The sequence below is a fragment of the Bradyrhizobium sp. NDS-1 genome (assembly GCF_032918005.1).
Taxonomy (GTDB): Bacteria; Pseudomonadota; Alphaproteobacteria; order Rhizobiales; family Xanthobacteraceae; genus Bradyrhizobium; species Bradyrhizobium tunisiense.
On the sequence record NZ_CP136628.1, the window covers coordinates 7134283 to 7157538 of the forward strand.

The 23256-nt window shown below is 64.8% G+C and carries 26 protein-coding genes and 1 tRNA gene; 14 read left to right on the top strand and 13 right to left on the bottom strand.

All coding sequences use genetic code 11. The features are described 5' to 3' along the window. Window positions 1-35: 35 nt before the first annotated feature. Window positions 36-662 (bottom strand): NUDIX hydrolase, encoded by a 627-nt coding sequence (locus tag RX330_RS33270; protein ID WP_375848265.1) that lies wholly within the window; start codon window positions 660-662, stop codon window positions 36-38. 60 nt (window positions 663-722) lie between these two features. Between RX330_RS33270 and RX330_RS33275 the strand changes: the two genes are divergently transcribed. The 5 genes from RX330_RS33275 (at window position 723) to RX330_RS33295 (ending at window position 6609) form a co-directional block, all read left to right on the top strand. Further along, a complete protein-coding gene (locus tag RX330_RS33275; RefSeq protein WP_212087497.1) occupies window positions 723-1148 on the top strand; it encodes a PaaI family thioesterase in 426 nt (141 codons plus the stop codon). Window positions 1149-1479: 331 nt separating this feature from the next. After that, the gene (locus RX330_RS33280; RefSeq protein ID WP_317241284.1) at window positions 1480-2490 is read left to right on the top strand and encodes an aldo/keto reductase; all 1011 of its coding nucleotides are present in this window, start codon (window positions 1480-1482) and stop codon (window positions 2488-2490) included. A 15-nt stretch (window positions 2491-2505) separates the two neighbouring features. Next, on the top strand, window positions 2506-3819 hold the full coding sequence (locus RX330_RS33285) for a tetratricopeptide repeat protein (RefSeq protein ID WP_317241285.1): 1314 nt from the start codon (window positions 2506-2508) through the stop codon (window positions 3817-3819). Window positions 3820-4013: 194 nt separating this feature from the next. Beyond that, the gene (locus RX330_RS33290; protein ID WP_317241287.1) at window positions 4014-4610 is read left to right on the top strand and encodes a hypothetical protein; all 597 of its coding nucleotides are present in this window, start codon (window positions 4014-4016) and stop codon (window positions 4608-4610) included. A 148-nt stretch (window positions 4611-4758) separates the two neighbouring features. Further along, window positions 4759-6609, top strand: coding sequence for an ATP-binding protein (locus tag RX330_RS33295; RefSeq protein WP_317241288.1), 1851 nt, complete (start codon window positions 4759-4761; stop codon window positions 6607-6609). A gap of 35 nt (window positions 6610-6644) precedes the next feature. Here RX330_RS33295 and RX330_RS33300 read toward each other — a convergent pair whose 3' ends face one another. After that, complete coding sequence (locus RX330_RS33300; protein ID WP_317241289.1) at window positions 6645-8204, bottom strand: oleate hydratase; 1560 nt, start codon at window positions 8202-8204, stop codon at window positions 6645-6647. Window positions 8205-8407: 203 nt separating this feature from the next. Between RX330_RS33300 and RX330_RS33305 the strand changes: the two genes are divergently transcribed. Both RX330_RS33305 and RX330_RS33310 read left to right on the top strand, forming a co-directional pair. After that, window positions 8408-8755, top strand: coding sequence for a DUF3088 domain-containing protein (locus RX330_RS33305; protein WP_317241290.1), 348 nt, complete (start codon window positions 8408-8410; stop codon window positions 8753-8755). Between the two features lie 265 nt (window positions 8756-9020). Beyond that, a complete protein-coding gene (locus RX330_RS33310) occupies window positions 9021-9338 on the top strand; it encodes a hypothetical protein (protein WP_212087477.1) in 318 nt (105 codons plus the stop codon). Window positions 9339-9399: 61 nt separating this feature from the next. Here the strand turns inward: RX330_RS33310 and RX330_RS33315 are convergent, their stop codons facing one another. The 4 genes from RX330_RS33315 to RX330_RS33330 all read right to left on the bottom strand — a co-directional run bounded on the left by RX330_RS33315 (window position 9400) and on the right by RX330_RS33330 (window position 12527). Beyond that, on the bottom strand, window positions 9400-10671 hold the full coding sequence (locus tag RX330_RS33315; protein WP_317241291.1) for a flavin monoamine oxidase family protein: 1272 nt from the start codon (window positions 10669-10671) through the stop codon (window positions 9400-9402). 8 nt (window positions 10672-10679) lie between these two features. Continuing rightward, window positions 10680-11390 carry a RibD family protein gene (locus RX330_RS33320; RefSeq protein WP_317241292.1) on the bottom strand — a complete coding sequence of 237 codons (711 nt, stop codon included), beginning with the start codon at window positions 11388-11390 and terminating at the stop codon, window positions 10680-10682. 19 nt (window positions 11391-11409) lie between these two features. Beyond that, window positions 11410-12084, bottom strand: coding sequence for an FABP family protein (locus tag RX330_RS33325; protein WP_317241293.1), 675 nt, complete (start codon window positions 12082-12084; stop codon window positions 11410-11412). Between the two features lie 194 nt (window positions 12085-12278). After that, window positions 12279-12527, bottom strand: coding sequence for a hypothetical protein (locus tag RX330_RS33330; protein WP_212087468.1), 249 nt, complete (start codon window positions 12525-12527; stop codon window positions 12279-12281). A gap of 298 nt (window positions 12528-12825) precedes the next feature. On the opposite strand from RX330_RS33330, the gene RX330_RS33335 reads away from it, so the two are divergent. From RX330_RS33335 to RX330_RS33350, 4 genes are all read left to right on the top strand, one after another. Beyond that, the gene (locus RX330_RS33335; protein ID WP_317244021.1) at window positions 12826-13371 is read left to right on the top strand and encodes a sigma-70 family RNA polymerase sigma factor; all 546 of its coding nucleotides are present in this window, start codon (window positions 12826-12828) and stop codon (window positions 13369-13371) included. Further along, complete coding sequence (locus RX330_RS33340) at window positions 13368-14009, top strand: ChrR family anti-sigma-E factor (RefSeq protein ID WP_317241294.1); 642 nt, start codon at window positions 13368-13370, stop codon at window positions 14007-14009. Before RX330_RS33335 ends, RX330_RS33340 begins: the two co-directional genes overlap by 4 nt. 186 nt (window positions 14010-14195) lie before the next feature. Further along, the gene (locus RX330_RS33345; protein ID WP_317241295.1) at window positions 14196-14675 is read left to right on the top strand and encodes an RNA polymerase sigma factor; all 480 of its coding nucleotides are present in this window, start codon (window positions 14196-14198) and stop codon (window positions 14673-14675) included. Window positions 14676-14694: 19 nt separating this feature from the next. Continuing rightward, a complete protein-coding gene (locus tag RX330_RS33350) occupies window positions 14695-14997 on the top strand; it encodes a hypothetical protein (RefSeq protein WP_317241296.1) in 303 nt (100 codons plus the stop codon). Window positions 14998-15012: 15 nt separating this feature from the next. Here the strand turns inward: RX330_RS33350 and RX330_RS33355 are convergent, their stop codons facing one another. After that, window positions 15013-15414 carry a DUF2177 family protein gene (locus RX330_RS33355; protein WP_317241297.1) on the bottom strand — a complete coding sequence of 134 codons (402 nt, stop codon included), beginning with the start codon at window positions 15412-15414 and terminating at the stop codon, window positions 15013-15015. Between the two features lie 201 nt (window positions 15415-15615). Beyond that, on the bottom strand, window positions 15616-16383 hold the full coding sequence (locus tag RX330_RS33360; RefSeq protein WP_317241298.1) for a DUF1295 domain-containing protein: 768 nt from the start codon (window positions 16381-16383) through the stop codon (window positions 15616-15618). Between the two features lie 193 nt (window positions 16384-16576). On the opposite strand from RX330_RS33360, the gene RX330_RS33365 reads away from it, so the two are divergent. The 3 genes from RX330_RS33365 to RX330_RS33375 are packed head-to-tail and all read left to right on the top strand — an operon-like array spanning window position 16577 to window position 19904. Continuing rightward, complete coding sequence (locus RX330_RS33365; protein ID WP_317241299.1) at window positions 16577-17890, top strand: NAD(P)/FAD-dependent oxidoreductase; 1314 nt, start codon at window positions 16577-16579, stop codon at window positions 17888-17890. Window positions 17891-17894: 4 nt separating this feature from the next. Continuing rightward, entirely contained in the window at window positions 17895-18683 is a 789-nt protein-coding gene (locus RX330_RS33370) for a DUF1365 domain-containing protein (RefSeq protein WP_317241300.1), read from the top strand. Between the two features lie 3 nt (window positions 18684-18686). Then, window positions 18687-19904 (top strand): cyclopropane-fatty-acyl-phospholipid synthase family protein, encoded by a 1218-nt coding sequence (locus RX330_RS33375; protein ID WP_317241301.1) that lies wholly within the window; start codon window positions 18687-18689, stop codon window positions 19902-19904. Between the two features lie 26 nt (window positions 19905-19930). Here RX330_RS33375 and RX330_RS33380 read toward each other — a convergent pair whose 3' ends face one another. From RX330_RS33380 to RX330_RS33400, 5 genes are all read right to left on the bottom strand, one after another. Further along, window positions 19931-21082 (bottom strand): hypothetical protein, encoded by a 1152-nt coding sequence (locus tag RX330_RS33380; RefSeq protein ID WP_317241302.1) that lies wholly within the window; start codon window positions 21080-21082, stop codon window positions 19931-19933. 326 nt (window positions 21083-21408) lie between these two features. Further along, window positions 21409-21484 (bottom strand) — tRNA-Phe (locus RX330_RS33385). A gap of 186 nt (window positions 21485-21670) precedes the next feature. Next, a complete protein-coding gene (gene yacG, locus RX330_RS33390; RefSeq protein WP_317241303.1) occupies window positions 21671-21853 on the bottom strand; it encodes a DNA gyrase inhibitor YacG in 183 nt (60 codons plus the stop codon). Between the two features lie 144 nt (window positions 21854-21997). Further along, window positions 21998-22630 carry a Maf-like protein gene (locus RX330_RS33395; protein ID WP_317241304.1) on the bottom strand — a complete coding sequence of 211 codons (633 nt, stop codon included), beginning with the start codon at window positions 22628-22630 and terminating at the stop codon, window positions 21998-22000. A gap of 155 nt (window positions 22631-22785) precedes the next feature. Further along, window positions 22786-23253, bottom strand: coding sequence for a low molecular weight phosphatase family protein (locus tag RX330_RS33400; protein ID WP_212087425.1), 468 nt, complete (start codon window positions 23251-23253; stop codon window positions 22786-22788). Between the last annotated feature and the right edge of the window lie 3 nt (window positions 23254-23256).

Here is a 23256-nt window from a genome sequence, read left to right on the forward strand (position 1 = left end):
CCGGTAACCGTCACGTTAACGCGCCGTTTACCATGTCATTTCCACGCGAAAACCGGCTGTTCCAGCTCGGTCACGCGGGTGTGCCGGCCCGCCAGCACCTCGCGGAACTGGTAGATCAGCGCCGCGGTCGGCGCGTGGATCAGGCTCATCTGGTGGTGAAAGCGGATCACGCGGCGCGCGCTCTCGGCGATGGCGACGAAGTCGAAGGCGTCCTCGCGCTCGATCGTGGCGAGCGCGATGCGATGGACGGAAGCGACCTCGTCCGGGTTCGGCCTGATTGCCGTGCTATTGGCGACCCAGACCACGACCGGCGTGATCAGATAGCCGGAGCGTGTCGGATAATCGTCGAGCGTGCCGAGCACGTCCGCGCTGGTGAGGCGAAGACCAAGCTCCTCGTCGAGCTCGCGCAGCGCCGCCTCGACCGGCGTCTCGCCGCCGTCGCAGCGTCCGCCCGGCAAGGCCCATTGGCCGCGATGGGCGCGCAGATGCGACGCGCGCAGCGTGAGCAGGAATGCGGTCTCGTCGCGCTCGCTCGCGGTCAGCGCAACCGCCACCGCAGCACGCTTCAACGCCATTGGTGCTTCTTCCTCCGGCAGACGCGTGAAGGCGGCGCAGGCAGCCGCGATATTCCGCCGTGTGGCATCGTCGAACGGTCTCATGATGCTTGACTACACCACGTGCGGCCCCGATGAAACGAAAACGCAAGCACAGGAATGGACGAGATGACCAGCAAGGCCGCCGCAAGGCTCAAATCAGACGGCTGGAGCATTCTGGAGACCACGGGTTTCCTGCACCTGATCGGCCCCTTGTGGGAACGCAAGGTCGACGGCCATTACGAATTCGCGCTCGCGACCGAAGACAAGCACCACAACCGGCGCGGCATGGTCCAGGGCGGTGTGATGATGACCTTCGCCGACCGCACCTGCGGCATGGCCGCCCGCTACGCGTCGGGCAAGGAATTTTTGGCGACGGTGCAGCTCGACACCCATTTCGTCGAGGCCGGCCAGATCGGCGACATCCTGTTCTCCCGCCCGCGCGTGGTGCGTTCGACGCGCAGCCTGATCTTCATGAGCACGGAGGTGATGGTGGATGATCGTTGCATCGTGATGGCGAATGGCGTGTTCAAGATCTTGAAGGGGCCGGGGTAGATCTGCTCGGCGAGGCTGCCACCGTCGCCAGCCATACACTCCGCGTCATCCCCGCGAACGCGGGGATCCATAACCCCAGGACGTAGTTGTTGCCCGAAGCTGATCACTCCGAGTCTTCGCCAAACAACTCCCTGGGGTGATGGGTCCCGGATCTGCGCTTCGCTTGTCCGGGACGACGAGAGAATGAAGGCGGGCCTTCCTCACCTCGTCATTGCGAGCGACGAAGCAATCCAGCATCTCCCCGCGCACGCAGTTCTGGATTGCTTCGCTGCGCTCGCAATGACGGGCGTTGCTGGCTATGCTGCCTCTCACCAATATCGAGGACCCGCCCATGCAATACCGCCAGCTTGGCCGCAGCGGCCTGAAAGTATCGCCGATTTGTCTGGGCACCATGATGTTTGGCGGGCCGACCAATGAGGCGGCCTCCAAGAGGATCATCGACAAGGCGCACGGGGCCGGCATCAACTTCATCGACACCGCGGACGCCTATTCGAAGGGCGCCTCCGAGGAGGTCGTCGGACGTGCCATTGCCGGCAATCGCCACGCCTGGGTGCTCGCCACCAAGCTCGCCAATCCCATGGGCAACGATCCCAATCGCGTCGGGCTGTCGCGGCGCTGGGTGTTGCAGGCCGCCGACGAGAGCTTGCAGCGGCTCGGCACCGAACACATCGACATCTACTATCTGCACAAGGAAGACCATGCGACGCCGCTGGAGGAGACGGTGCGCGCAATGGGCGATTTGATCCGTGCGGGCAAGGTGCGCTATTTCGGCGTGTCGAACTACCGCGCCTGGCGCGTCGCCGAGATCTGCAACATCTGCGACCGCCTCGGCATCGACCGTCCCGCGGTGAGCCAGCCCTATTACAACGCGATGAACCGCATGCCCGAGGTCGAGCATTTTCCGGCCTGTTCCTATTACGGCCTCGGCATCGTGCCCTACAGTCCTCTGGCGCGCGGTGTCCTTACCGGCAAGTACAAGCCCGATGCCGCCCCGGACAAGGAGACGCGCGCGGGCCGCAACGACACCCGCATGATGCAGACCGAATGGCGGCCGGAATCACTCCAGCTCGCGCAGGAGATCAAGGCGCACGCGGAGAGGAAGGGCATCACCGCCGGCCAGTTCGCGGTTGCATGGGTGCTGAATTCCGCCTTCGTCTCCTCGATCGTCGCGGGCCCACGCACCGAGGAGCAGTGGGACGGCTACGTCAGTGCGCTCGATTATCGCTTCACTGGAGATGACGAGGCGCTGGTCGACAGGCTGGTCGTCCCAGGCCATCCCTCGACGCCCGGCTATAACGATCCCGCCTACCCGATCGAAGGCCGCCACGCGCGGACGGCTTGAACCCCGGAGACGTCCATGGCGCTTGAAGACCGCTACGGCCTGCCGCTCTCCACCGCATCCGACGCAGCGGCATCAGCCTATCGAGAAGGCGTCGATCTCATGCTCTCGGGCTGGACCGGAACGGCAGAGGCGCTGGAGCGTGCGATTGCGGCCGACCCGGATTTCGCGCTGGCCCATATCGCCCGCGCCCGCGTGCACGCCTTCTACCAGCAGGGCGACCTGGCGCGGATCAAGGCGGCGCTCGCGCGCGAGCTGGTGGCGAAGCGCGGCACCGCGCGCGAGCGCTCGCATGTCGCGACGCTGGCACTCGCGATCGAGGGCCGCTTGCCGGAAGCGATCGCATCGACGCTGAAGCACATCGACGAATGGCCGCGCGATGCATTGGTGCTGTCGCTGCCGCTCGGCGCGTTCGGCCTGTTCGCCTTCTCCGGCATGGCCGATCACGACCGTGCGCGGCACGAGCTGTGCGAGCGCGTGGCGCAGTATTACGGCGAGGACTGGTGGTTCCTCACCATGCATGGCTGGGCGATGACCGAGAATGGCGATGTCGCGCGCGGCCGCGGCGTCACCGAGCGCGGCTTCAATTTGCACCGGGCGAACGCCCATGCCGCGCATGCGGTGCTGCATGCGATGTTCGAGGACGGCTCGATCGATGCGGCCGATCGCCTGGTTGACGAGTGGATACCCGGTTACGACCGCGCCGGAATCCTGCACGGCCATATCCGCTGGCACCAGGCGCTCGGCGCGCTCGAGCATGGCGATGCGGTTCGCGCGCTGTCGATCTATGCCGACGTGCTCCGGCCATCAGTCACGCAGGCGCCGCCGCTCAACGTCATCACCGATGCCGCCTCGCTGCTCTGGCGCCTGTCGGCGTATGGCCACACCGTACCGGAGACGCTGTGGCTGGAAGCCGACAACGCAGCGCAAAAACTGTTTCCGAAGTCGAGCCTGTCTTTCGCCGATGTCCACATGGCGCTGTTCGCGGCGGCGACGCAGAACCGCGAGGCGCTCACCGCGCGCCTTGCGGTCATCGAGCAGCGGCTCGCCGAGGGCAAGCTGCCGGCCGGCCCCGTCGTGCCGGCTGTCTTCCGCGCGCTGGCCGCCTTCGCGGATGAGGACTACGCCGCATGCGTGCAAACGCTCGCCCCGGTGCTCGGCGAGGTCGTGCGCATCGGCGGCAGCCATGCCCAGCGCGAGTTGATCGAAGATACCTATATCGTCGCCCTCATGCGCGGCGGTGAACTGCCCCGCGCCCGCGCCCTGCTGGACGCCCGCCTGCACCGCCGGCCCTCCTTACGCGACAGGCGCTGGCAGGCGGCCATGGGTTAGCTCCGCCACGAAAAAAACACCGGCCTCACGGCATGTGGCGGCGGGACGGGTTGGCGATTTGGGTTAATCGCCTTTGGGGTGGCGCAGTGGTATTCCATGCGGGGTCGGCGAGACAAACGGGATCGCAACCAATTTGCGGTTCGATGGTTATGGTGCGGAACCTGTCCCTGGTTCCCTGGCATGTGAGCCCTCCGATGCGCCTCTGCCGACCGCCGCTGGCCGCCATTCTTGCTTTGGCCATCACCCTTGCCGCTTCGGCAAGTCCTTGTTTTGCCGAAACTTCCAGGCCGATTCCGGTCAACAATCCGTCGGCACAGCAGAACGCCTATATCGACCTGCTGGCGCTGATGTCCGGTCACTGCAAGACGTTCAAGGTGGCCGGCCGCACCTTCGCCTGCAAGACGGTGGCCTACGCCCATGGCGACAAGGGCCGGGTCAATTTCGCGGTCGCGGTCGACGATCCCTCGGACGACAGCCACGTGGTGTCGTTCTCCGGCGAGAACGGCAAGCGCGCCGACGACAATTCCTACGAGCTGCCGATCGACCGCATGCTGCTCAACTCGAAGGACCGGCCCAAGGTCGACGGTCTGCCGGTACCGGCCGAGCAGACCTCCACCGGCGTCTGCCGCCAGACCGGCAATTTCGCCGCCAGGAAGGTGACCGACGTCACCTGCTCGGCGACCGACAACGAAGGCCGTCGATATGAACTGCTGTTTGTCTCCGACGGTACGCCGGTGAGCGTGCGCCGCATCCGGCAGTCCGCGCCGTCGATCCAGGATCCGTTCAAGTAGCGACACTTCCGCCCGGCTTGGCGTGGTAGCGCAACCGTCACGCATCGCTCCGTTGAAACTCCAGGCGAGGCGGTTATGCTCACGCGAGCGTCCTCATCGCGGAGACGCGATCGCAGTGGGGACGGGCCGACGGTCCAGTAGCGCGCGTATGATCACCGGGCTGGTGCGCATCCTGATCGTCTGCCTGCTCGCAAGCTTGTCGCGCGACTGCATCGCGGCCGAGAGCAAGCGGCAGCGTTCGATCCTGGTTCTTGAAGAAGCCGATTTTCGCTCGCCGTTTTATTCCGAGATCTTTACCGGCATCCGCGCCGCTGCGAAGCAGAGCGGGACGGCTCACACGGTGATCTACGGCGAGAGCCTCGATCTCAGCCGCTTCCCGGGGCCCGGCTATGAAGAGAGCCTGGTCGGCCACCTCAGGGCCAAATATGCACAGCGGCCGATCGACGTCATCGTTTCAATTGGCGTCACATCGGCGAAATTCCTTCAAAAGCGCAAGCAGGAGATTTGGCCGGCCGCGCCAGTCGTCTACGGCTTTGTGCCTGATCTGCCCGAAACGCGCGCGCTGTTTCTGCCCGATACCACCGCGGTCTTCGCCCGCGTGACGCCGGCACATTTGCTGAAAGCTGCGCGCGCCATCGTCCCCGACCTGACCCGTGTCGTCCTCGTGGGCGATGCCTGGAGGAATCCGCTGGTGTATGGACATTGGAGGCAGGACTTCGCGGCCATGATGCCAGGCCTCGAAGTCACAGATCTCTCCGATGCCGTGCTGCGCGACGTCCGCAAGCAAGTCGCTTCGCTGCCCGACCGTTCCGCGATCCTGACCTCCGCGATGTATTCCGACGGCGAAGGCACCTATTATTCCCCGGCGTCGGCGCTCGCGCTCGTCGCCGAGACTGCGAACCGTCCGATTGTCATCACGTCCGACACATTCCTCGGGCGATCGGGCGTAGGCGGCTTCCTGCTGATGCCGGAGATCATCGGACGGGAAGCCGGCGAAGTCGCTATGCGGATACTCGACGGCGAAGCGCCGTCGAACATCGTCCCCTTCGGCGGGGACAACGTAAAGCCGATCTTCGACTGGCGCCAGCTGAAGCGCTGGAACGTGAACGAGGCCAATCTGCCCCCCGGCAGCGAGGTACGTTTCCGTGAACCGACCTTCTGGGGACAGTATCGCTGGCACGTCACCATCGTTGCGAGCATCGTTCTGCTGCAGGCGATGATGATCGCGATTCTGCTGCGCGAGCGCCACCTGCGCTTCATGGCCGAGGTCGAAGCGCGGCAGCGCATGTCGGAGCTCGCCCACTTGAATCGCCGCGCCACCGTGGGCGAGATGACTGCCTCGCTCGCCCACGAGCTGAACCAGCCGCTCGCCGCCATCATGATCAATGCCGAGTCCGCCCAGCTTATATTGCGGAATCCGGCTCCCGACCTCGGCGAGATCGATGACATATTGGCCCACATTCGCCGAGACGATCAGCGGGCCGCCGAAATCATCAGCCGGCTGCGTGCGTTTCTGAAACGAGACCCGACCGCACGGCACGAGCTCGACCTCAATGCGATGGTCGGCGAGGTGTTTCGCTTCCTATCTGTGCAGGCCTTGACGCACGATGTCGAGCTCGCAACGGAACCCTCGTCCACGGATATCCGCGTCAAGGGCGACAAGGTTCAGCTCCAGCAGGCCATTCTGAATCTGGCCATGAACGGCATCGACGCCGTGGCCCATCTACCGAACAAGCGGCGCCGCGTGGTCGGCCGAACCAGTCTCGCCGAGGGCAATCTGGCTCTCGTCTCCGTCGCCGATGCCGGTGACGGAATCCTTCCAGAGAAGGTGACGGAGATATTCAAGCCGTTCTTCACGACCAAGGCGCAAGGCATGGGCATCGGCCTGTCGATCGCCCATACCATCGTCGAAGCGCATGGCGGGCGGATCTGGGCCGAGAACGCGCCCTCAGGCGGCGCCGTCTTTCACGTCGCCCTGCCGCTGGCGGCGCCGCCATAGCCGCGATCGCAGGCACCAGCGCCGCCGAACCGGCATCACGCGAACGCCTTCTCCAGCGTCGCGAAGATCACCGCGAGCGACCTGTCGTGCCGCGTCACCGGCGGCACCGGGCGATCGACCTTCATGAGCTGATAGACCGCCATCTGTGCTGCCCGCACCGAATATTCGACGGTGAACACGACGTCGTCGGGGATTTCGACGAACTGGCTGACGAACGCGAGGTTGACCGAATTCTTCGGCACCGGCAGCGGCCGATCAGTCAGGTTACGCGGCATGAACATGCTGGTGATGTAGGGCATGCGGCAGGGAACGCAGATTGCGTCCTCGAACACATCGGGATCGAAGTTCAGGTGCCCGCACAGCTCCTTCAAAATATCCGCGCCGCCGCCGTCGGACATCGGCTTGCCGACGAAATTGCCGACGCGATCGGGATGCAGCGCATAGCCCCAGAACACCTGCACGTTCTTTGGCTGCCCTGCGAAATGCGGCTGGTGATAGAGCACGACCGACATCAGCCAGTTGGAATCCTTGAACGTCACGAGCCCGCCGGTGCCGGCCCTGTTGCCGGAGAACGCCTCCATCCGGGCGAAGAAGCGTGGATCCCGGCAGGTGACGGTGAAGGACAGCCAATAGGATTCGGGGATCGAGCTGTTGAAGGCGGCGGGATTGCCGAACTCGGGACGGCCTTTCGCGATCGTCTCCCAGAGCGCCCAACCCTGACTGTCCTTCTTGGTCAGGCGCGGCGGCGGCTCGGTCATCGTGCCCAGGCTCGAGGCGTCCGTCATCGATCCGTTCTGGAAGAACACGAGGTCGCCGTCCTCGATCCGAACGTTGGCGGTGCGGCCGTCGCGGTCGAGCACGAGCTGGCGCACCCGCAAGCGTCCGTCCTCGCTCTCGATCGCCATGTCGGTGACTGCAGTGCCGCGCACGAATTGCACGCCCTGCCGCTTCAGCCAATCGGCGAGCGGCCGCACGATCGCATCATACTGATTGTAGACGGTGCGCTTGACGCCGGCGAGCGTCTCGATGCGCGGAAACTCGCTCATGAAGCGATGCAGATAACGCTTCAGCTCGACCGCGCTGTGCCAGGGCTGGAACGCGAAGGTGGTCTGCCACATGTACCAGAAATTGGACTCGAAGAACTTCGGCGAGAGCCAGTCGGTGATGCGGCTGTTGCCGAGCGTCTCCTCCGACGCTTCGGTGAGCCGCAGCAGCTCCAGCCGGTCGCGTGCGGAAAAACCCATATGCGAGACGTCGACCTTGAAGCGGTTGCGGTCGACCAGCCGCGCCTGCGAGTGCGCCGGGTTCTCCAGATTGAACGCGACGGTCTCGTCGCGCACGCTGAGGCCCGGATGCTCGAGCGAGGGGATGCTGGAGAGCAGATCCCAGGTGCATTCATAATGGTCGGTGGTCAGCATGCGCCCGCCGCGCAGCGAATAGGCGCCGTTCGCGAGCTGGGCGCCGTCGAGACTGCCACCGACCAGCGGCTGCGCCTCGTAGATCACGATGTCACGCCCAGCCTGCTGCGCGTCCCGGATCAGGAACGCCGCGCCCGCGAGCGATCCAATGCCGCCGCCGACGAAATACGCCTTCATGACTTGCCTCGATTGCTGTACGAATTGTCGCGGGCGACATTGCATGCGCAGGCCGCGGCCGAGCTTGCGATGGATCAAGCGCGGCGGACGCGGCGTTCAAGAGCATGTGAGCGCTCTCGCCGGGAGGGCCGAAACGTTCACCTTTCCTCGCATATCTCGTCCGCCTTGATCCTCAGCAAGGCGCCGAAGCTTCGGAGCGATCCATGACGCGCGACCGCCTATTTCTGCTGCGCCCCGGTTTCGAGGATCCGGCCTTTCCGGGGCGCGTGTTCTATTGCTGGCATTGCGCGGTGATTGAGGGCGTGCTGGCCTCTTTTCCGCAGCTCGCCGAAAAGCTGGATGTCGAGCGCATCGCATGGCCGCGTCCCAGGCAGCCGGTGGTCGCGCTTCTCGGCGAGGAGAACCAATCGCTGCCGCTGCTGGTGCTGGCTGACGGAACGACCTCGCCGCACCGGACCGGCATTCATCAGGGTCACGTCTTCATTGCCGACAAGGACGCGATCCTCGCCGCGCTCTCCGAACGGCACGGCTTTCCCGATCCGCATCCGTGACGATGAGAGCGTCGCTCGTCGCATCGCAAGGGAGACGCTGCGCTCAGTCCGGGGCACGAGAGTCACGAAGCCGGTAACGTAATCGCCTTATCCGCGGCCAAGTGATGGCAACAATGCGATCGACGCCGGTGCTGCACGATAAAGCTTACGACATCGTTCATGTCGCGCATGGAACGCCCGCGCTGCGTCCTTTCGACGCCCGCAACTTGCTGGAACGCAGTCGCCGCCCATCTGTTGTCACACGACATTCAACTGGAGTGATGACATGAAGTATCTCATTGTCGCGATGGCCGTCGGAACTGCGGCGCTTGCCGGCGGAACGGCGGCAAACGCGGCCGGCGGTTCAAGCGCGAAACAGAGCGCGCAGGAAAGCCAGACCACCGACATCAGCGCGCATCGCAGGCACCATCGCTGGCATGGTCACCATCATCATTGGCGGCATCATCACGGCTACTACCGTCCGCATTATCGCAGCTACGGCTATTACCCCCGCCACCACGGCTATTACGGCGGTGGACCGTACGGATATTATGGCGGCGGCGGCCCTGGCGTGACGTTCAGCTTCGGCGGCGGACGCTGGTGAGAGATGAGACCGTGAGAGAGATTAAGGCCCGCGGGATGCGGGCCTTTTTCTTGCCGGTCGGTCATCCCCGCAAGATCATCCCCGCCGTTTCCAGACCGCTCGCCAGCGCCGCCTCGACCGTGCCCATGTCGGCTCCGCGATAGAGCGCCTCGCCCGAGAACCGCACCGCGCCATCGGCACGCGCAAGGATCGCTTGCGCCGCGCGCGTTGCCGGCGTCGCCCAGGAATAGGCGCCGCGGGCGAAGGGATCGTGCGCCCAGTTGGTCGCCGTCGCCGCCACGAGCTCGCGCGCGATGGTCTCGCGCGACAGTTTGAAGATGGCGGCGAGTGAACCGAGCCCGGCCTCGATCAGTCCCTGCGGATCGAGGTTTTCCAGTTCCGCCGTGCGCGGACCGCCGAACCAGCCGGTGAGCACGGCATGCCGACTCGGATATTGCGTCCACCACACCGGGATCGTCTCGTCCGATAGCAGGAAGGTCATGCCAGCGAGACCCCGCTCGCGCTCGCACCACCATGGCCGCGCGAAGCCCAGCAGGATCTTGACGACATTGCCGAAGCCGATGTCGCCGCTAGCTGCCAACTTCGCGCGCGCGCTCGCCGGCAGAACCATCTCGCGCAACAGCGGCAGCGGCACGGTGAGGATCACGCGGTCGCAACCATGGACATCGCCGCCGGTGCAGTGAACGGTCAGCATGCGGCCGTCCTCCTCGATCGCCGACACCACACAGCCGAGATGGATGGTGACGCCCAGGCTCCGGCAATCCGCCGCCAGAAAGTCGATCAGCGCGCCATAGCCCCCGTCGATGCGCGCCTGCGGCGCGTGCCCGCCATCCATCCATTCCTCACGCAGCGCCAGCGTCGAGGCGCGCTCGGGGTCGGCCGCGTCATAGCCCTCGACCATTCGCGCGATCGACTGGCGCATCGGCGCATAATCATCTCCGGCAAAATGCCGGCGCAGGAATTCGGCGACGGAGATATCGTCCTTCAAGTCGCGTAGCACGGCCTGAAGCTCCGCCTTGTGCAGATCGTCGCGCCCTTCGCGCGAGAGCGTCGTGCCGTCAAAGCTCCACTGCTCGCCCTCGAGCGCCCGAAGCGACAGCCCGGCCTCGCGCAGCAGTGTGCGCGTGACGGGCGCCTCGCCATGGACGAATTCGGCGCCGCCCGCGGCGGGATAGCCGAACTCTTCAGCAGGCAGCGGATGGATGCGGCCGCCGCAGCGCCTTCGCGCCTCCAGGACCGTCACCTTCCGGCCGGCCCGCGCCAGCTCGCGCGCCGCCATCAGGCCGGCTGCGCCCGCGCCGACGATGACGATATGCTCCGTTGTCTCGGGCATGGCCGCAGCTACCGGCCCGCGGCTTGCGGATCGTTCCTGATCAGATAACGCAGCAGCAGGACGCCGCCGCCGAGATCGCGCGAGCTCTCCAGCGTCATCGCGGCGATCGGCGCGCGCTTGTCGCTGTCCGCCTCCGTCGAAGAGAACACGAAGGGCGCGCCGCTTGCGCCGTCGATCGCGGGGCTGAGGATCAGGTTGAACTCGTCGATGAGACCGGCCCGCAGGAACGCGCCATTGGCGACGCCGCCGCCTTCCACCAGCAGGCGCTTCACACCGAGCTCGCGGCTGAGGATGTCCAGTGTCAGCGCCAGATCGATCTCGGACTTGCCGGCAAAGATGTAGGAGACGCCCTCGCCGCGCAGCCCTGCGAGATGCGAATCCGGCACGCTTTCGGTCAGCACCACCACGATCGGATCACCCCCGATATCCGAGCGGCCCCAACCGATCTTGCCTTGCGCATCGAGCACGACTCCGTAGGTTTTCGCATCGCGTCGCGCGAACCAGTTTTCGCGAGGAAATGTCTCGCGCGTCTCGGTCGGGTACGGCTTGCCCTTGGCGAACTCGGATCCGGTGACGCGGCCGATCACCCAGGCATCGCCGTCGAGCTCGTCATGGATCTTCTCGAACCAGTCCGTTCCCGCCCCCTTCGGGCGCCAACGGCTGGGGTGGGTGCGGCCGTCGAGGCTGGAGTGCATCAGACAGACGACATACGGTTTCATGCAATCCTCCGGGCTGCGCTCAGGCCGCGGATCCATCGCCGCCCGCATTCTCCCTGGCGCGATCATTGACGATCGCCGCGAGCGGGTTGAGCTTCGGCGGCGCGACCAGCTGCAGCGTGTTTGTGTCGCGATGATTGAACGGCGCGCCGCGCACGAACAACTCGGTCTGGATCAGATAGGTCCAGCTGCCGTCGTCGTTGAAGGTGATGTCGCAGCGGTAGGCATCGGGGCGGAAGGCCTGTTCCAGAAAATCGGTCGAGCAGATCCCGTAGGCGGTATCGCCGCGCTTGGCGGTGACGGAGATTGTCCTGTCATCAGGCCCGGACTTGCCCGAGGCCAGCAGCACCTGCCCGCGCGGAATGGCCAGCGTCTGCATGACCAGCCCGGTCGCGGGCTCCCACAACCAATAGCCGACCTGGTCGTGGAAGGTGATGTCCTCCTCGGGCGTGTTGATGTGGATGTGATAGCGCAGCCCGTACAATAGCTGCGGCCCGTTGGCCTGCGGATCGATCGGGTCCATGCGGATGCGCTCGATGAAGGTTCGCCGCTCCGGCCCGTCCGCCTTGGGATTGATGTCGATGCCCTTGTCCGCCTGCCACTGGCCTGCGAGGCGGCGGAGCGGGCCGAGATTGGCAAGGCCGTCGGGCGAAACGTCCTCGGGCTCGGTGAAGATGTCGGCGGGAATGGGGAGCATGGCGGCCTCGCATCGTTGCGATGGCAGCCATAGCATGAGGGCAAGGGCCTGGCGCGGGCGCAGGCCTCACAATCGCGAATGACATGAGCGCCATGCGCAGCGATTTCGCATGTTTCCGCAGCGCCCCGCGAGCCGGCGTCTCCAACGCTTGTCGCCCGGCTTGAAGCTCAACCGGTCGCAGCCGCAGTCCGCTCTCAAGCCGCTTCGGACACTGATTTCGCACGCTCCTCGAGCATGCCGATCGTGGAGACCAGATTGTCGCGCCGCGCGCGAAGGTTGAGCGCAAGCAGCGGATAAGTCGGCTGCTGCGCGTCGAACACCCCGGCTTTAGCCTCCGCTTCGAGAATATCGGTATTCAAGAGGCGAACGCGCCACCACAAATCGGCGATCAACGCGTCGAGCTTGAGTTCACCGGTAGCACCAGAACGGGACACATTCTGCATCGCTTGCCTCAACCTGAAACGGCCTCCCTGCTGAGGCCTGGATTTGGTCATGACACAGCAAGCGGAGTGCCAGGGCCGGACCGCTCTGCCCGCGGGCGGTCCGGAACCTGCAACAATGCGCCTTTCGCGGTGATCCGGCGGCCGACGCCGGTCGTTGTCAACTCGAGAGACCGCTTGTCGAGGCGTCATGATCGCTGCTATCCGGGCTTTGAAGGTGCCGATCCGGGCTGAGGCCGGTTTACCCCGGAGGGTGCCGGCGCGGCTGTCGATTGGTGCGAGCAGAGGGCCGAAGGCAAAGGTGGATTGGGCTGATTTGATCGGACGGGTTGCTGCTGACGGCGACCGCGAGGCTTTCAAGCGGCTGTTCGAGCATTTCGCGCCCCGCATCAAGGGGCTGATGCTGAAAGCCGGTTGCAGCTCCGACGAGGCAGAAGAGATCGCTCAAAGCACCTTGATCGCCGTGTGGCGGAAGGCGCACCAGTTCGATCCTGCGACCGCGGGAGCGCCGGCCTGGATCTTCACGATCGCGCGCAATCTGCGGATCGATTTGTTCCGCCGCAAGGCGCGGACAGACCGTTTGCAAGCCGGTTCCGAACTGCCGGACGGGCCGGATCAAGCCGAGCCGGCCGATATCCTGATATCGCGCGGGCAGGATGCGGCGCGGATCAAGTCGGCCATCCAGCAGCTCTCGGTGGAGCAATCCATGGTGGTGAGGCTGTCCTTCATCGAGGAAAGGCCGCATCCCGAAATAGCGAGCGCGCTCGGGATTCCGCTCGGGACGGTCAAGTCCCGGATCAGGCTGGCGATGAACCGGTTGCGAGACATTTTGGACGAAGAAGCATGACGATCAGCCATCATCCGCCGGAAGATCTTCTGGCCGATTTCGCGGCCGGCAAGCTGGAAGAAGCCCATCAGCTGGTCGTCGGTGTGCATGTCGCAGGCTGCGCGCGCTGCGCCCGTTTCGTGCAGGCCATCGAGCAGCTCGCGGGGGCGGCGCTCGAGGATATCGAGCCAGTGCCGATTGCATCGGATGCGTTCGATCGCGTGATGTCACGAATTCACGAGGCTCCGAATGAGATAGCCGCGCCTCCGCTGGAGTCGGCCACGGATGACGATGTTCCGCCGGCCCTGCGCAAATATCGCATCGGCAAGCGTCGACGGGTCGCGCCCGGTCTCAGCCTGCGGCCGATCGAGCTCTCCGGTTCAGGCACGGCGCGCGCCTTCCTGCTTCGGTCGGCGCCGGGCTCGCGGATGCTCGAGCACACCCACACCGGCACCGAGCTGACGCTCGTGCTCGAGGGCAGCTTCAGCCATGAGGGCGGACGCTTTGGTCCTGGTGATTTCGACTATGGCGACGACGAGGTCGATCACCGTCCCATCGTCGGTGACGAAGGTCCTTGCCTCTGCCTGGTCGCGATGACCGGCGACTTGCGCATGAACGGCTTCCTCGGACGGTTGATCGGCCCCTTCGTGCGGCTCTGAACTGCTGCGTCCCTTTCCCGTCAGGTGATCCGGGCCCGCGCTCGGAGCGTTTCGTAAGGAAACGCAAGGGAGAGACCGGACATGACCTGTTCGAGCCTGGCCAATCGGGCGCAGAGCGAGATGTTGCCCGGACTGCTGGTACGTGTCTCAGCAGGCGAGACACGCGCCTTCGCAGAGCTTCATACGATGACCCGCGGCAGGCTGCGCAGGATTGCGCTGGCCGTCGGGACGGCGCCGCACGATGCGGACGACATCCTTCAGGAAAGTTTCCTGAAGATCTGGCGCAATGCGGCTCGGTTCGATCCCGGTCGGGCATCGGCCATGACCTGGATGGCCGCAATCGTCCGCCACACCGCGATTGACCATCTGCGGACCAGGCGGCAGCCCAGTGTCGAACTGGACAAGGCGCTCGCGGTCCCCGCAACGGCCGGGCTGTCACCAACCGAGCACTTCGATTACGCCAGCGCCGAACCCATTGCGCTGGGCGCATTGGCCCGCTTGCCGGAAGATCGCCGCAGGCTGATCGCACTGGCCTATCTCGAAGGCGAGAGCCGCGCGAGCCTGTCTCAACGCTTCGGTGTGCCGGTGGGCACGATCAAGACCTGGCTGCACCGAACCATCTTGTCGATGCGCAAGGATTGCCTCAGCGCATCGGCTGCGGCGTGAAGCCGACGAGAACGCATGCATGGACGCAGAGATTATTGAATTTCCCGAGCGTGGGCGCGAGAAGCGGCTCGTCTCCTCGACGGCAAGGCTCGAAGCGATCGTGAGAGAAGTCGAAAGTGTCGTTGCTCACGAGCCTGCGGCCGGTGTCGATCGGCTACTCGCAATCATGGAGCGCATGGGCGACCGATTGGTCGATCTCGCAAGCCTCGTACTCGACGAGGAGTCGAAGCTGAAGGCTCAGAAGGTCTTCATATCCTTGTCCGACAAGATCGCGGAAACCAGGGAGGCGGTGGAGCAGCTCGGAGGCCACAAGCGCACGTGACATGATTGGCACGACTCAATGCGACAGCTTTTGAGCGACGAGAAACCCGATCCAGGCACTGACGCCGGCGAGACAGGATCCCCAGCACACGTCGGCGAGGGTCAGTCCGGTTGACCAGTTCCGCAGCGTCGCCTGGTTGGTCAGATCGTAGGTTGCATAGGTGAAGCAGCCAAGCAGCAGGCCGGATGTGAAAGCGCGCAGCGCGCCTCCGTCCTGCTGCGCCGGCAGCACGGCAAACCAGATCAATCCGAGGGGATACAACACGTAGAACGCGGCCGCGGCCGGCAGGTTGGGCTGAGCCCGCAACATATCACCCAGCACGGGTCGATACAGTCTTTCGACCATGATCGTCAGCCAGACCATATCGACGGCAACGAAGGTCACGGCCACAGCCAGGTAGGTCCAGAATAAACTCATGTCCGTGCGTCTCGTCGCTCTCGATCCGGCCGATCGGCCGCCGTCAGTTTAACGCTACACAAGCCGCAGCGGATCACTTGGGGCGCTTATTCGGCTCACCGCCCAGTCAGTAGGCCGGCATCGCGCGCGCCTCCGGGCCGATCACATACGGAAGCGATGAGGAGACTGCGCAACTGTCGTCTCGAATGGCGAGGCGCGCGCTCAGATCCGACGCGGCGGCCATGGGAAGAAGGCGCCGGTGCGCGCCTGATACGCACGATAGCGGTCGCCGCGCGATCGCAGCATCTGCTCCTCGAGCGGCGGGATGCCCGTCACGTGAACCAGGATCCAGTACATGATCACCGGGGCCGCCAGGCTGGCCCAACCCCAGGCATATCCTGATGATAGCGCGATGACCGGGTAAGCCAGCCACCCCAGCCATTCGAAGAAATAGTTCGGATGCCGCGACCAGCGCCACAGACCGACATCGCAGACCTGTCCCTTGCTTGAGGGGGCGCGTTTGAAGCGCCGCAGCTGCCGGTCCGCCAGGGCCTCGCCGGCGACGGCAATCAGGACGATGACGACGCCGATGTAGTCCTGCAGCCGCAGCCCCGGCGCCGGTGCGTGCGCCGCGAGGAACACGGCGAAGGGGAGCGGCAGCGAGACCAGCGCCTGTGATTGCAGGAAGAAGAACATCCGGCGCGGGGCATCCGCCCCCCATTCGCGCGCGTAGTTTGCATATCTGGGATCGTCGGCCCCGGCCGCAGAGCGACGCGCAATGTGCGTGCCGAGCCTCACCGACCAGAGCAGCACAAGCCCTGCAACGAGCACTTGGCGAGCCGGCAGCGCGCCGTCAAGCGGCCACAAGGCAGCGGCTGCACCGACGAGACCGCTCGAATACGACCAGATCGCGTCGACCCAGCCGGAGTTTCCCGTGCGCTGCTGGACGACCCAGGCCAGTCCCATCAAGAGACAGAAGGCCAGCGCCATGCAGCCGATCGCCTGAATATACGGAAGGATCATGCCCTCACCCGAATTGATCCTGTCCGATACGTCATGTCCGGCCTGCGGTTTCGCCCCGGGCGCCGGGATCTGGCGAGTGATCCGCGCCCTTCTGCCGAACGTTTCCTGAAAGTTGCTTCGAGGGCCGTCGCTGACGGTACCGCAGTGGGGGCGAAAAAGCATGCGTTTGGCCGTGATCGGGACGGGAATTGCCGGCAATGCGGCCGCGTGGCTCCTTTCGAAACGTTACGCAGTCACCGTTTACGAGCGTGAGCTGCAGCCGGGTGGGCATAGCCACACCGTTCGCGTCGACTATGACGGCCAGCCGATTGATGTCGATGTCGGCTTCATCGTGTTCAACGAGACCAACTACCCGCAACTGACGTCGCTGTTCACGCATCTCGGCGTGAACACCGTCGAGACTTGCATGAGTTTCGCCCTGTCCGCTGACCACGGCCGGTTCGAATGGCGCGGTGGCGGCGAGAGCGCCCTGCAGACGGCCTGCGGCCTGTTCGCGCAACCCCGCAACCTCGCATCCCCGTCTTATTTCCGCATGCTGGCCGAGGTCGCGCGGTTCAACAAGCAAAGCGTGGCCGATCTGCGCGCCGGCCGGCTGCTTGGCCTGACCCTCGGCGAATATCTGCGCCGGCAATCGTTCGGGCCGCGCGTGTTCTCCGACTATCTCGGTCCGATGGGGGCGGCGATCTGGTCGTCCTCGTCCGACGACATCCTGTCGTTCCCGGCGGAGAACTTCGTCGCCTTCTTCGACAATCATCGCCTCCTGCACCTCGATCGACCGCGCTGGCGCACCGTGGAGGGTGGCAGCCGGCGCTATGTCGACAAGCTGACCGCTTCGTTCAGGCACAACATTCGGCTAGGTTGCGCGGTGACATCGATCGACCGAACGGGGCATGGCGTGACCGTCCGCGACAGTCATGGCGGAGTTGAAAATTACGATGCGGTGGTGATGGCTTGTCACAGCGATCAGGCCTTGGCGACCCTGTCGGACGCCGACGCCACGGAGCGTTCCATCCTTGGCGCCATCAGATATGCTCCAAACACCATCTATCTGCACCGCGATCCCAGCCTCATGCCCCGGCGGCGTCAGGCGTGGGCCTCCTGGAACTTTCTGCGCTGGCCGCGGCAAACGCCTGCCCTGAACGACGTCGCAGTGACCTATTGGATGAACCGGCTGCAGGCGATCGACGAGCGCAGACCATTGTTCGTCAGCCTCAACCCTCCCTTCGAGCCGGCGGCCGGTCTGACGTTCGGAAAATTCACCTTCGCCCATCCGCAATACGATTTGGCGGCATTCGCGGCGCAGCGACGGCTCCCCGCGATTCAAGGACGCCGCCGAACCTGGTTCTGCGGCGCCTGGACCGGCTATGGCTTTCACGAGGATGGCCTGCAGGCCGGCATTTCCGTTGCCGAGGCACTCGGCGTCGAACTTCCTTGGCGTCAACCGGATCCGGCCCTGGCCGAGGCTGCCGAGTAAGGCGATGGTCCGAACCACACCAGCCGAACCCGAGGATGCGACGGCGCCCGCCGCGCTCTATTGGGGGAAAGTGATGCACGCGCGATGGCAGCCGGTGCAGCACAGGTTCACCTATCGCGTGATGAACCTGCTGATCGACCTCGACCGGCTGGGCGAAGCGGGTCGCCTATCCCGGCTGTTCGGCATCAATCGAGCGGCGCCCTTCAGCTTTCACGAGCGCGACCACGGCGACGGCAAAGGCACGGGCCTCAGCCAACACGCCCGACGGCTCGCGGCGGAACGCGGCATCGACCTTTCCGGGGGCTGCATTCTGCTCCTGTGCTATCCCCGGGTCTTCGGCTACGTGTTCAATCCGCTCTCGATCTACTTTTGCTATCGCGCGTCCGGCAATCTCGCGCTGCTGATCTACGAGGTCCGCAACACCTTCGGTGAGATGCATTCCTACATCCTGCCCGTGCAGGAGAACTGCGTAAGCTCCGTCGTCCGCCAGAGCCAATCGAAGTCCTTCTACGTTTCACCCTTCATGGAGATGGAAACGCATTACCGCTTCAGCGTTTCTCCACCACGGCAGGATGTGAGAGTGCGGATCCTGCAGAGCGGCGCGCAGGGCGCGATGTTTGCGGCAGCATTTTGTGGGCGACGCCGCACTCTGACGAGCCGCTCTCTGCTGGCGGCGCTACTCGGATTGCCTTTCCTGACCTTGAAGGTCATCGCAGCCATTCACTGGGAAGCGATGCGGCTCTGGCTGAAAGGCGTTCCGTACGTGCCTCGTTTGAAACAACGCGAGATCTGAACCATGGACCTGGCAGCCACCCATCCCGCCGTTCAATTTGATGGCGTCCCGTTCTTCGCCCGCCTGGCTCTGCGCCTTGCATCACAGCTTCGCTGTGGCACCCTTCATGTGCGTCTCCCCGACCAGAGGATGGTGACGTTGCGCGGCCAGCTTCAAGGTCCGTCGGCCACGATCGAGCTGAAGAACTACAGGTTCGCGCGCAGCCTCGTCATCGGTGGCGACATCGGCATGGCCGAGGCCTACATCCGAGGCGACTGGACCACGCCCGATCTCGCTCAGCTTCTGTACGTGTTCTGTCTCAACGAGGAGCTGGTCGACAGCGCATTCGCCGGGAATATGCTGGTTCGCCTCTGCCGGCGAGCGCTCCATCGCCTGCGCCGCAACACCAAGGAAGGATCGCGGCACAACATCCACCGGCATTACGATCTCGGAAACGAGTTCTTCGCGGCGTGGCTCGATTCCAGCATGACCTACTCGTCGGGGCTGTTCTCGGCCGAGACAGCCGACCTTCCCGCCGCGCAACAGCATAAATATGAGCAGCTGGCGAAAGCGATCGAATTGGAGCCGGGCCAGAGCGTGCTCGAGATCGGTTGCGGTTGGGGTGGCTTTGCAGAATTCACCGCCAAGACTTACGGCGCCAAGGTGTTGGCGCTGACCATCAGCAAGGAGCAACATGATTTTGCCCGTCGCCGGATCCACAGGGCCGGGCTCGCCGAGAAGGTCGAAATCCGCTTGCAGGATTACCGCGACCAGGAGGGCCGCTTCGACCGCATCGCCTCCATTGAGATGATTGAAGCCGTCGGCGAGCAATTTTGGCCTGCCTATTTCAATCAGCTGAAGCAGCGGCTGAAGCCCGGCGGACTTGCCGGCATCCAGGCCATCACGGTTCACGACGAGCTCTTCGGCAGCTATCGGCAGCGGGTCGACTTCATCCAGAGATACATTTTCCCGGGCGGCATGCTGCCGTCGGCCGCCATCCTGCGGACGCTCGGCGAACGTTTCGAAATGCCCATCGTTCGCGAGCGGATGTTCGGGCAGGACTACGCCAGGACGATCTCGCTCTGGCGCGACAATTTCAGCCGGGCCTGGATCGATCTGACCTCTCTGGGATTCGACGAGCCCTTCCGCCGAATGTGGGAATATTATCTGTGTTACTGCGAGGCGGGCTTTCGGGCCGGAAAGATCGACGTCGGGCATTTCGTGTTTGCGCGACAGGGGTGAGGGGGAATCGTGCCGCCCGCTGGCTGCTAGAACCCTGCCGCCGGCACCGTCAGTGGCCGTCCGCGTATCGCCCGTCCCGCAGTGTCCTTGCCGCTCTGGGTGTCGTCGGTCCAGGCCGCGAAGGCCACTTCCTGGCTTGGGCCTGAAGCCGCGACAGCCGCGAGGCTGAAGCGATTGTGGCCGGTGGACGTGTTGAACTGGACGACCTGGCCCAGCGGACCCTTGGTCGAGAAAACCCGCGCCTTCACGTTGGTGGTGGCGGGCTGGTCGACGTTGAGCTGGACCCAGCCGATCAGGAAGCGCCCGCCCGAGAGCGGCGAGAGCGTCGGCCAGGTGGCCTGGATACGTTGCTCGCTGGTCGAGACGAAGTGGAGATTGGCGGGCGAGCCGTCGGCCTTGTACACATCCGCTTCCACGACGATCCGGGTGCTCGCCGTGGCGTCTTCCCCGAAATCGTTCAGATGCGCGATGACGAACTGGCCGCCGTCGATCGCGGCCATGGCTGCCGCGGTGGCAGTCGCTGGCGTGATGTGCTCGCTGCCCATTGCTCCCTTCGCGTTGAAGAGCTGATAGCGGATGTGCAGGGGACCTGTGATCCGCGCCCGCCATGCGATGACGACGTCGCCGGTGGTCAGGCACGCCACCATCGGGATCTTGTGCAGCCCGGCGGTTGTGTTGGCGCGAAACTCGGCGCCGATCCTGCTTCCGTCGGCGCCGAAACGTTGGGCGCGGATGCGCTGGTCGGCCCGCTTGTCCGCCCAGACGACGATAAAGTTTCCGTCCTGCAGGCGCGCCAGAGCGGGCCGCGTCAAAGGCTCGACCGGCGACGTAGAGACCTGGATTTCCGGTCCGGACAGCGTATCGGCATCGAAGATGCGAAGCTTGAGCTGGGTGGTCGCCGTCGCGGCGCTGCCGGCCGCCTGCTCGTTCCAGGCCACGACGAAGCCCGATCCATACTCCACGGCCACGGGAAGCTTTCGACGCGGTCCCGGCGGCGTCGGCAAGTTGATCAGGATCTGGTCGCTGCTCTTGGCGCCGCCCGCACCGAACATCTGGCCCTTGATCGTGTTGTCGCTGTGGTCCTCCCACACCACGACGAATTGGGTGCCCTGAAGGCCGCATACGCTGGGCTGGCTTTGATCGCTGGCTGTGGTCGTGTTGATCAAGACCTCGTCCATGGTGTTTCCCTTCCTCAATCCAAACGTGATGAAAAGCGCGGGGTCGACCGAAAGTTGGGACTCTAACACGAGGGCTTGCGGCGATTGCAACTGAGTAAGGGGGCAATGCGGCCCATGGCGCGCAGGTTCGGCGGGCGACTGGCGTTCTCGCCCTATGTCTACGAGCATTTCCATTTGAGGCTGGGCTTCAACGTGGGGAAGCAACAGCGCCCACCTGGATGCGGCAACGACTTTCCGCGCTGCTGCGAACCATAGTCACTGCCGGTCGGCGACCTTCACGCGTTCGCTGGGGGATGAGCGTGGCTACGCTACACGTAACCGAAGCGTGGTGCCCAGGGGCGGAATCGAACCACCGACACTGCGATTTTCAGTCGCATGCTCTACCAACTGAGCTACCTGGGCGTGCTCCAAGAGAGGGGCCAAAGCCCATCGAGCGGGCGGTTTATAGTGGGCTCGGGGCGGCCTGTCCACCCGGCTTCGCCAAGTGGCTTCGCCGGGCGCGGCCCGGCTGTGCACAAGCTGGGACTGGCCTGCCGCGGCTGGCGCGCGGCGCGCTGGTCAGCCAAGTAATCCATTGATATTATTTATTTATTCTACGTCATCCACGTCGTCGTCGCGGCCGGGGATGACGTAGGAGCCTTTCAGCCAGCGGTTCAAATCGACGTCGCGGCAGCGCGAGGAGCAGAATGGGCGGGCGGCCTCCGACTGCGGCTTGCCGCAGATCGGGCAGGTTTTGAGTGGGCTGGCGGGCTTTTTGATCTGATGGTCCATGATGTCGGCAGCTTGCGTGGGCTGAAGGGGCTCAAGAGCCTGTCGGCCAACGGGTTCCTCGGGCGGCGACGCATGCGCCACGCTCGGCCATTCTACTTTGCATGGGGTTGTTTTCGCGATTTTTGTTGGCCGCGGCCTGTCGGCTCACACCGCGGTGGTGGCGTTGAGCCAGCCGAAGCGGATAGGAAAGCCTTCGCCGCCGAGCAGCGTGGTGGCCTCGTAGAGCGGCAGGCCGACCACGTTGGTGTAGGACCCCACCATCTTGACCACGAAGGAGCCGGCGATGCCCTGCACGGCGTAGCCGCCGGCTTTGCCCCGCCATTCGCCGGAGCCGATATAGGCCTGGATGTCGTCTTCCGAGAGGCGCTTGAAGCGGACGCGGGTCTCGACCAGGCGCTGGCGGAAGGCCTCGCGCGGCGTGACGAGGCAGATCGCGGTGTAGACGCGGTGGTTGCGGCCCGACAGCAGACGCAGGCACTGCGCGGCTTCGTCGACCAGATTGGCCTTGGGCAGGATGCGGCGGCCGACCGCCACCACGGTGTCGGCGGCGAGGATGAAGGCGCCGCGCAGCTCGTCATCGAGCTGCACCGACTTCAGCGCCGCATCGGCCTTGGCCCGGGCGAGCCGATTGGCGCAGGCGCGCGGCAGCTCGCCCCGCCTCGGCGTCTCGTCGACGTCGGCCGGCCGGAGCGCGTCCGGCTCGATGCCGGCCTGGTTGAGCAGCGACAGCCGACGCGGCGAACCGGAGGCAAGTACGAATTTGGGGCGGCCAAGCATCAGGTGATTTGGGGGATGAAGCAGGGGTGAATTGCGCGCGGAACCTATCGGAAGGGGGCCGGTTTCACAACCCGGGAACTCCCGGTTTGCTGATTCGAGGTTTCCGACATGGCTGTGCCCTGCGTCTGTGACGCGGATGTTACGGACGCCGCCTGCTACCCGCTCGCCGCGCCCACCTTCGCGAAGCGCCGGCGGATGCGCATCAATAGCTGATCGCAGACGTCACGGTACGCGGCAAGCTTCTGGTCGCGGCTGCCTTCGATGGTGGTGGGATCCTGCGTCGGCCAGTATTCGACGTCGGCTGCAAGTGTCCGCGTCAGCTCGAGCGCCTTATGATGCGCCTCCGGCGAGAGCGTGATGATGAGGTCGAAATTCAGCCCCTCCCAGTCCTCCAGTTCCTCGAAGGTCTGCGGTTTGTGGGCGGAGATATCCTGGCCGAGTTCGGCCATCACGGACACCGCGAACGGATCGAGCTCACCTTTTCGCGTGCCCGCAGACTTCACATAGAGCCCTTGCGGAAACATGTGCTGCAACAGGCTCTCGGCCATCGGCGAGCGCACGCTGTTCATCGCGCAGGCGAACAGCACCGATTGCGGATCGCGTGCGCGTGGCGGCGCCGCCATCGC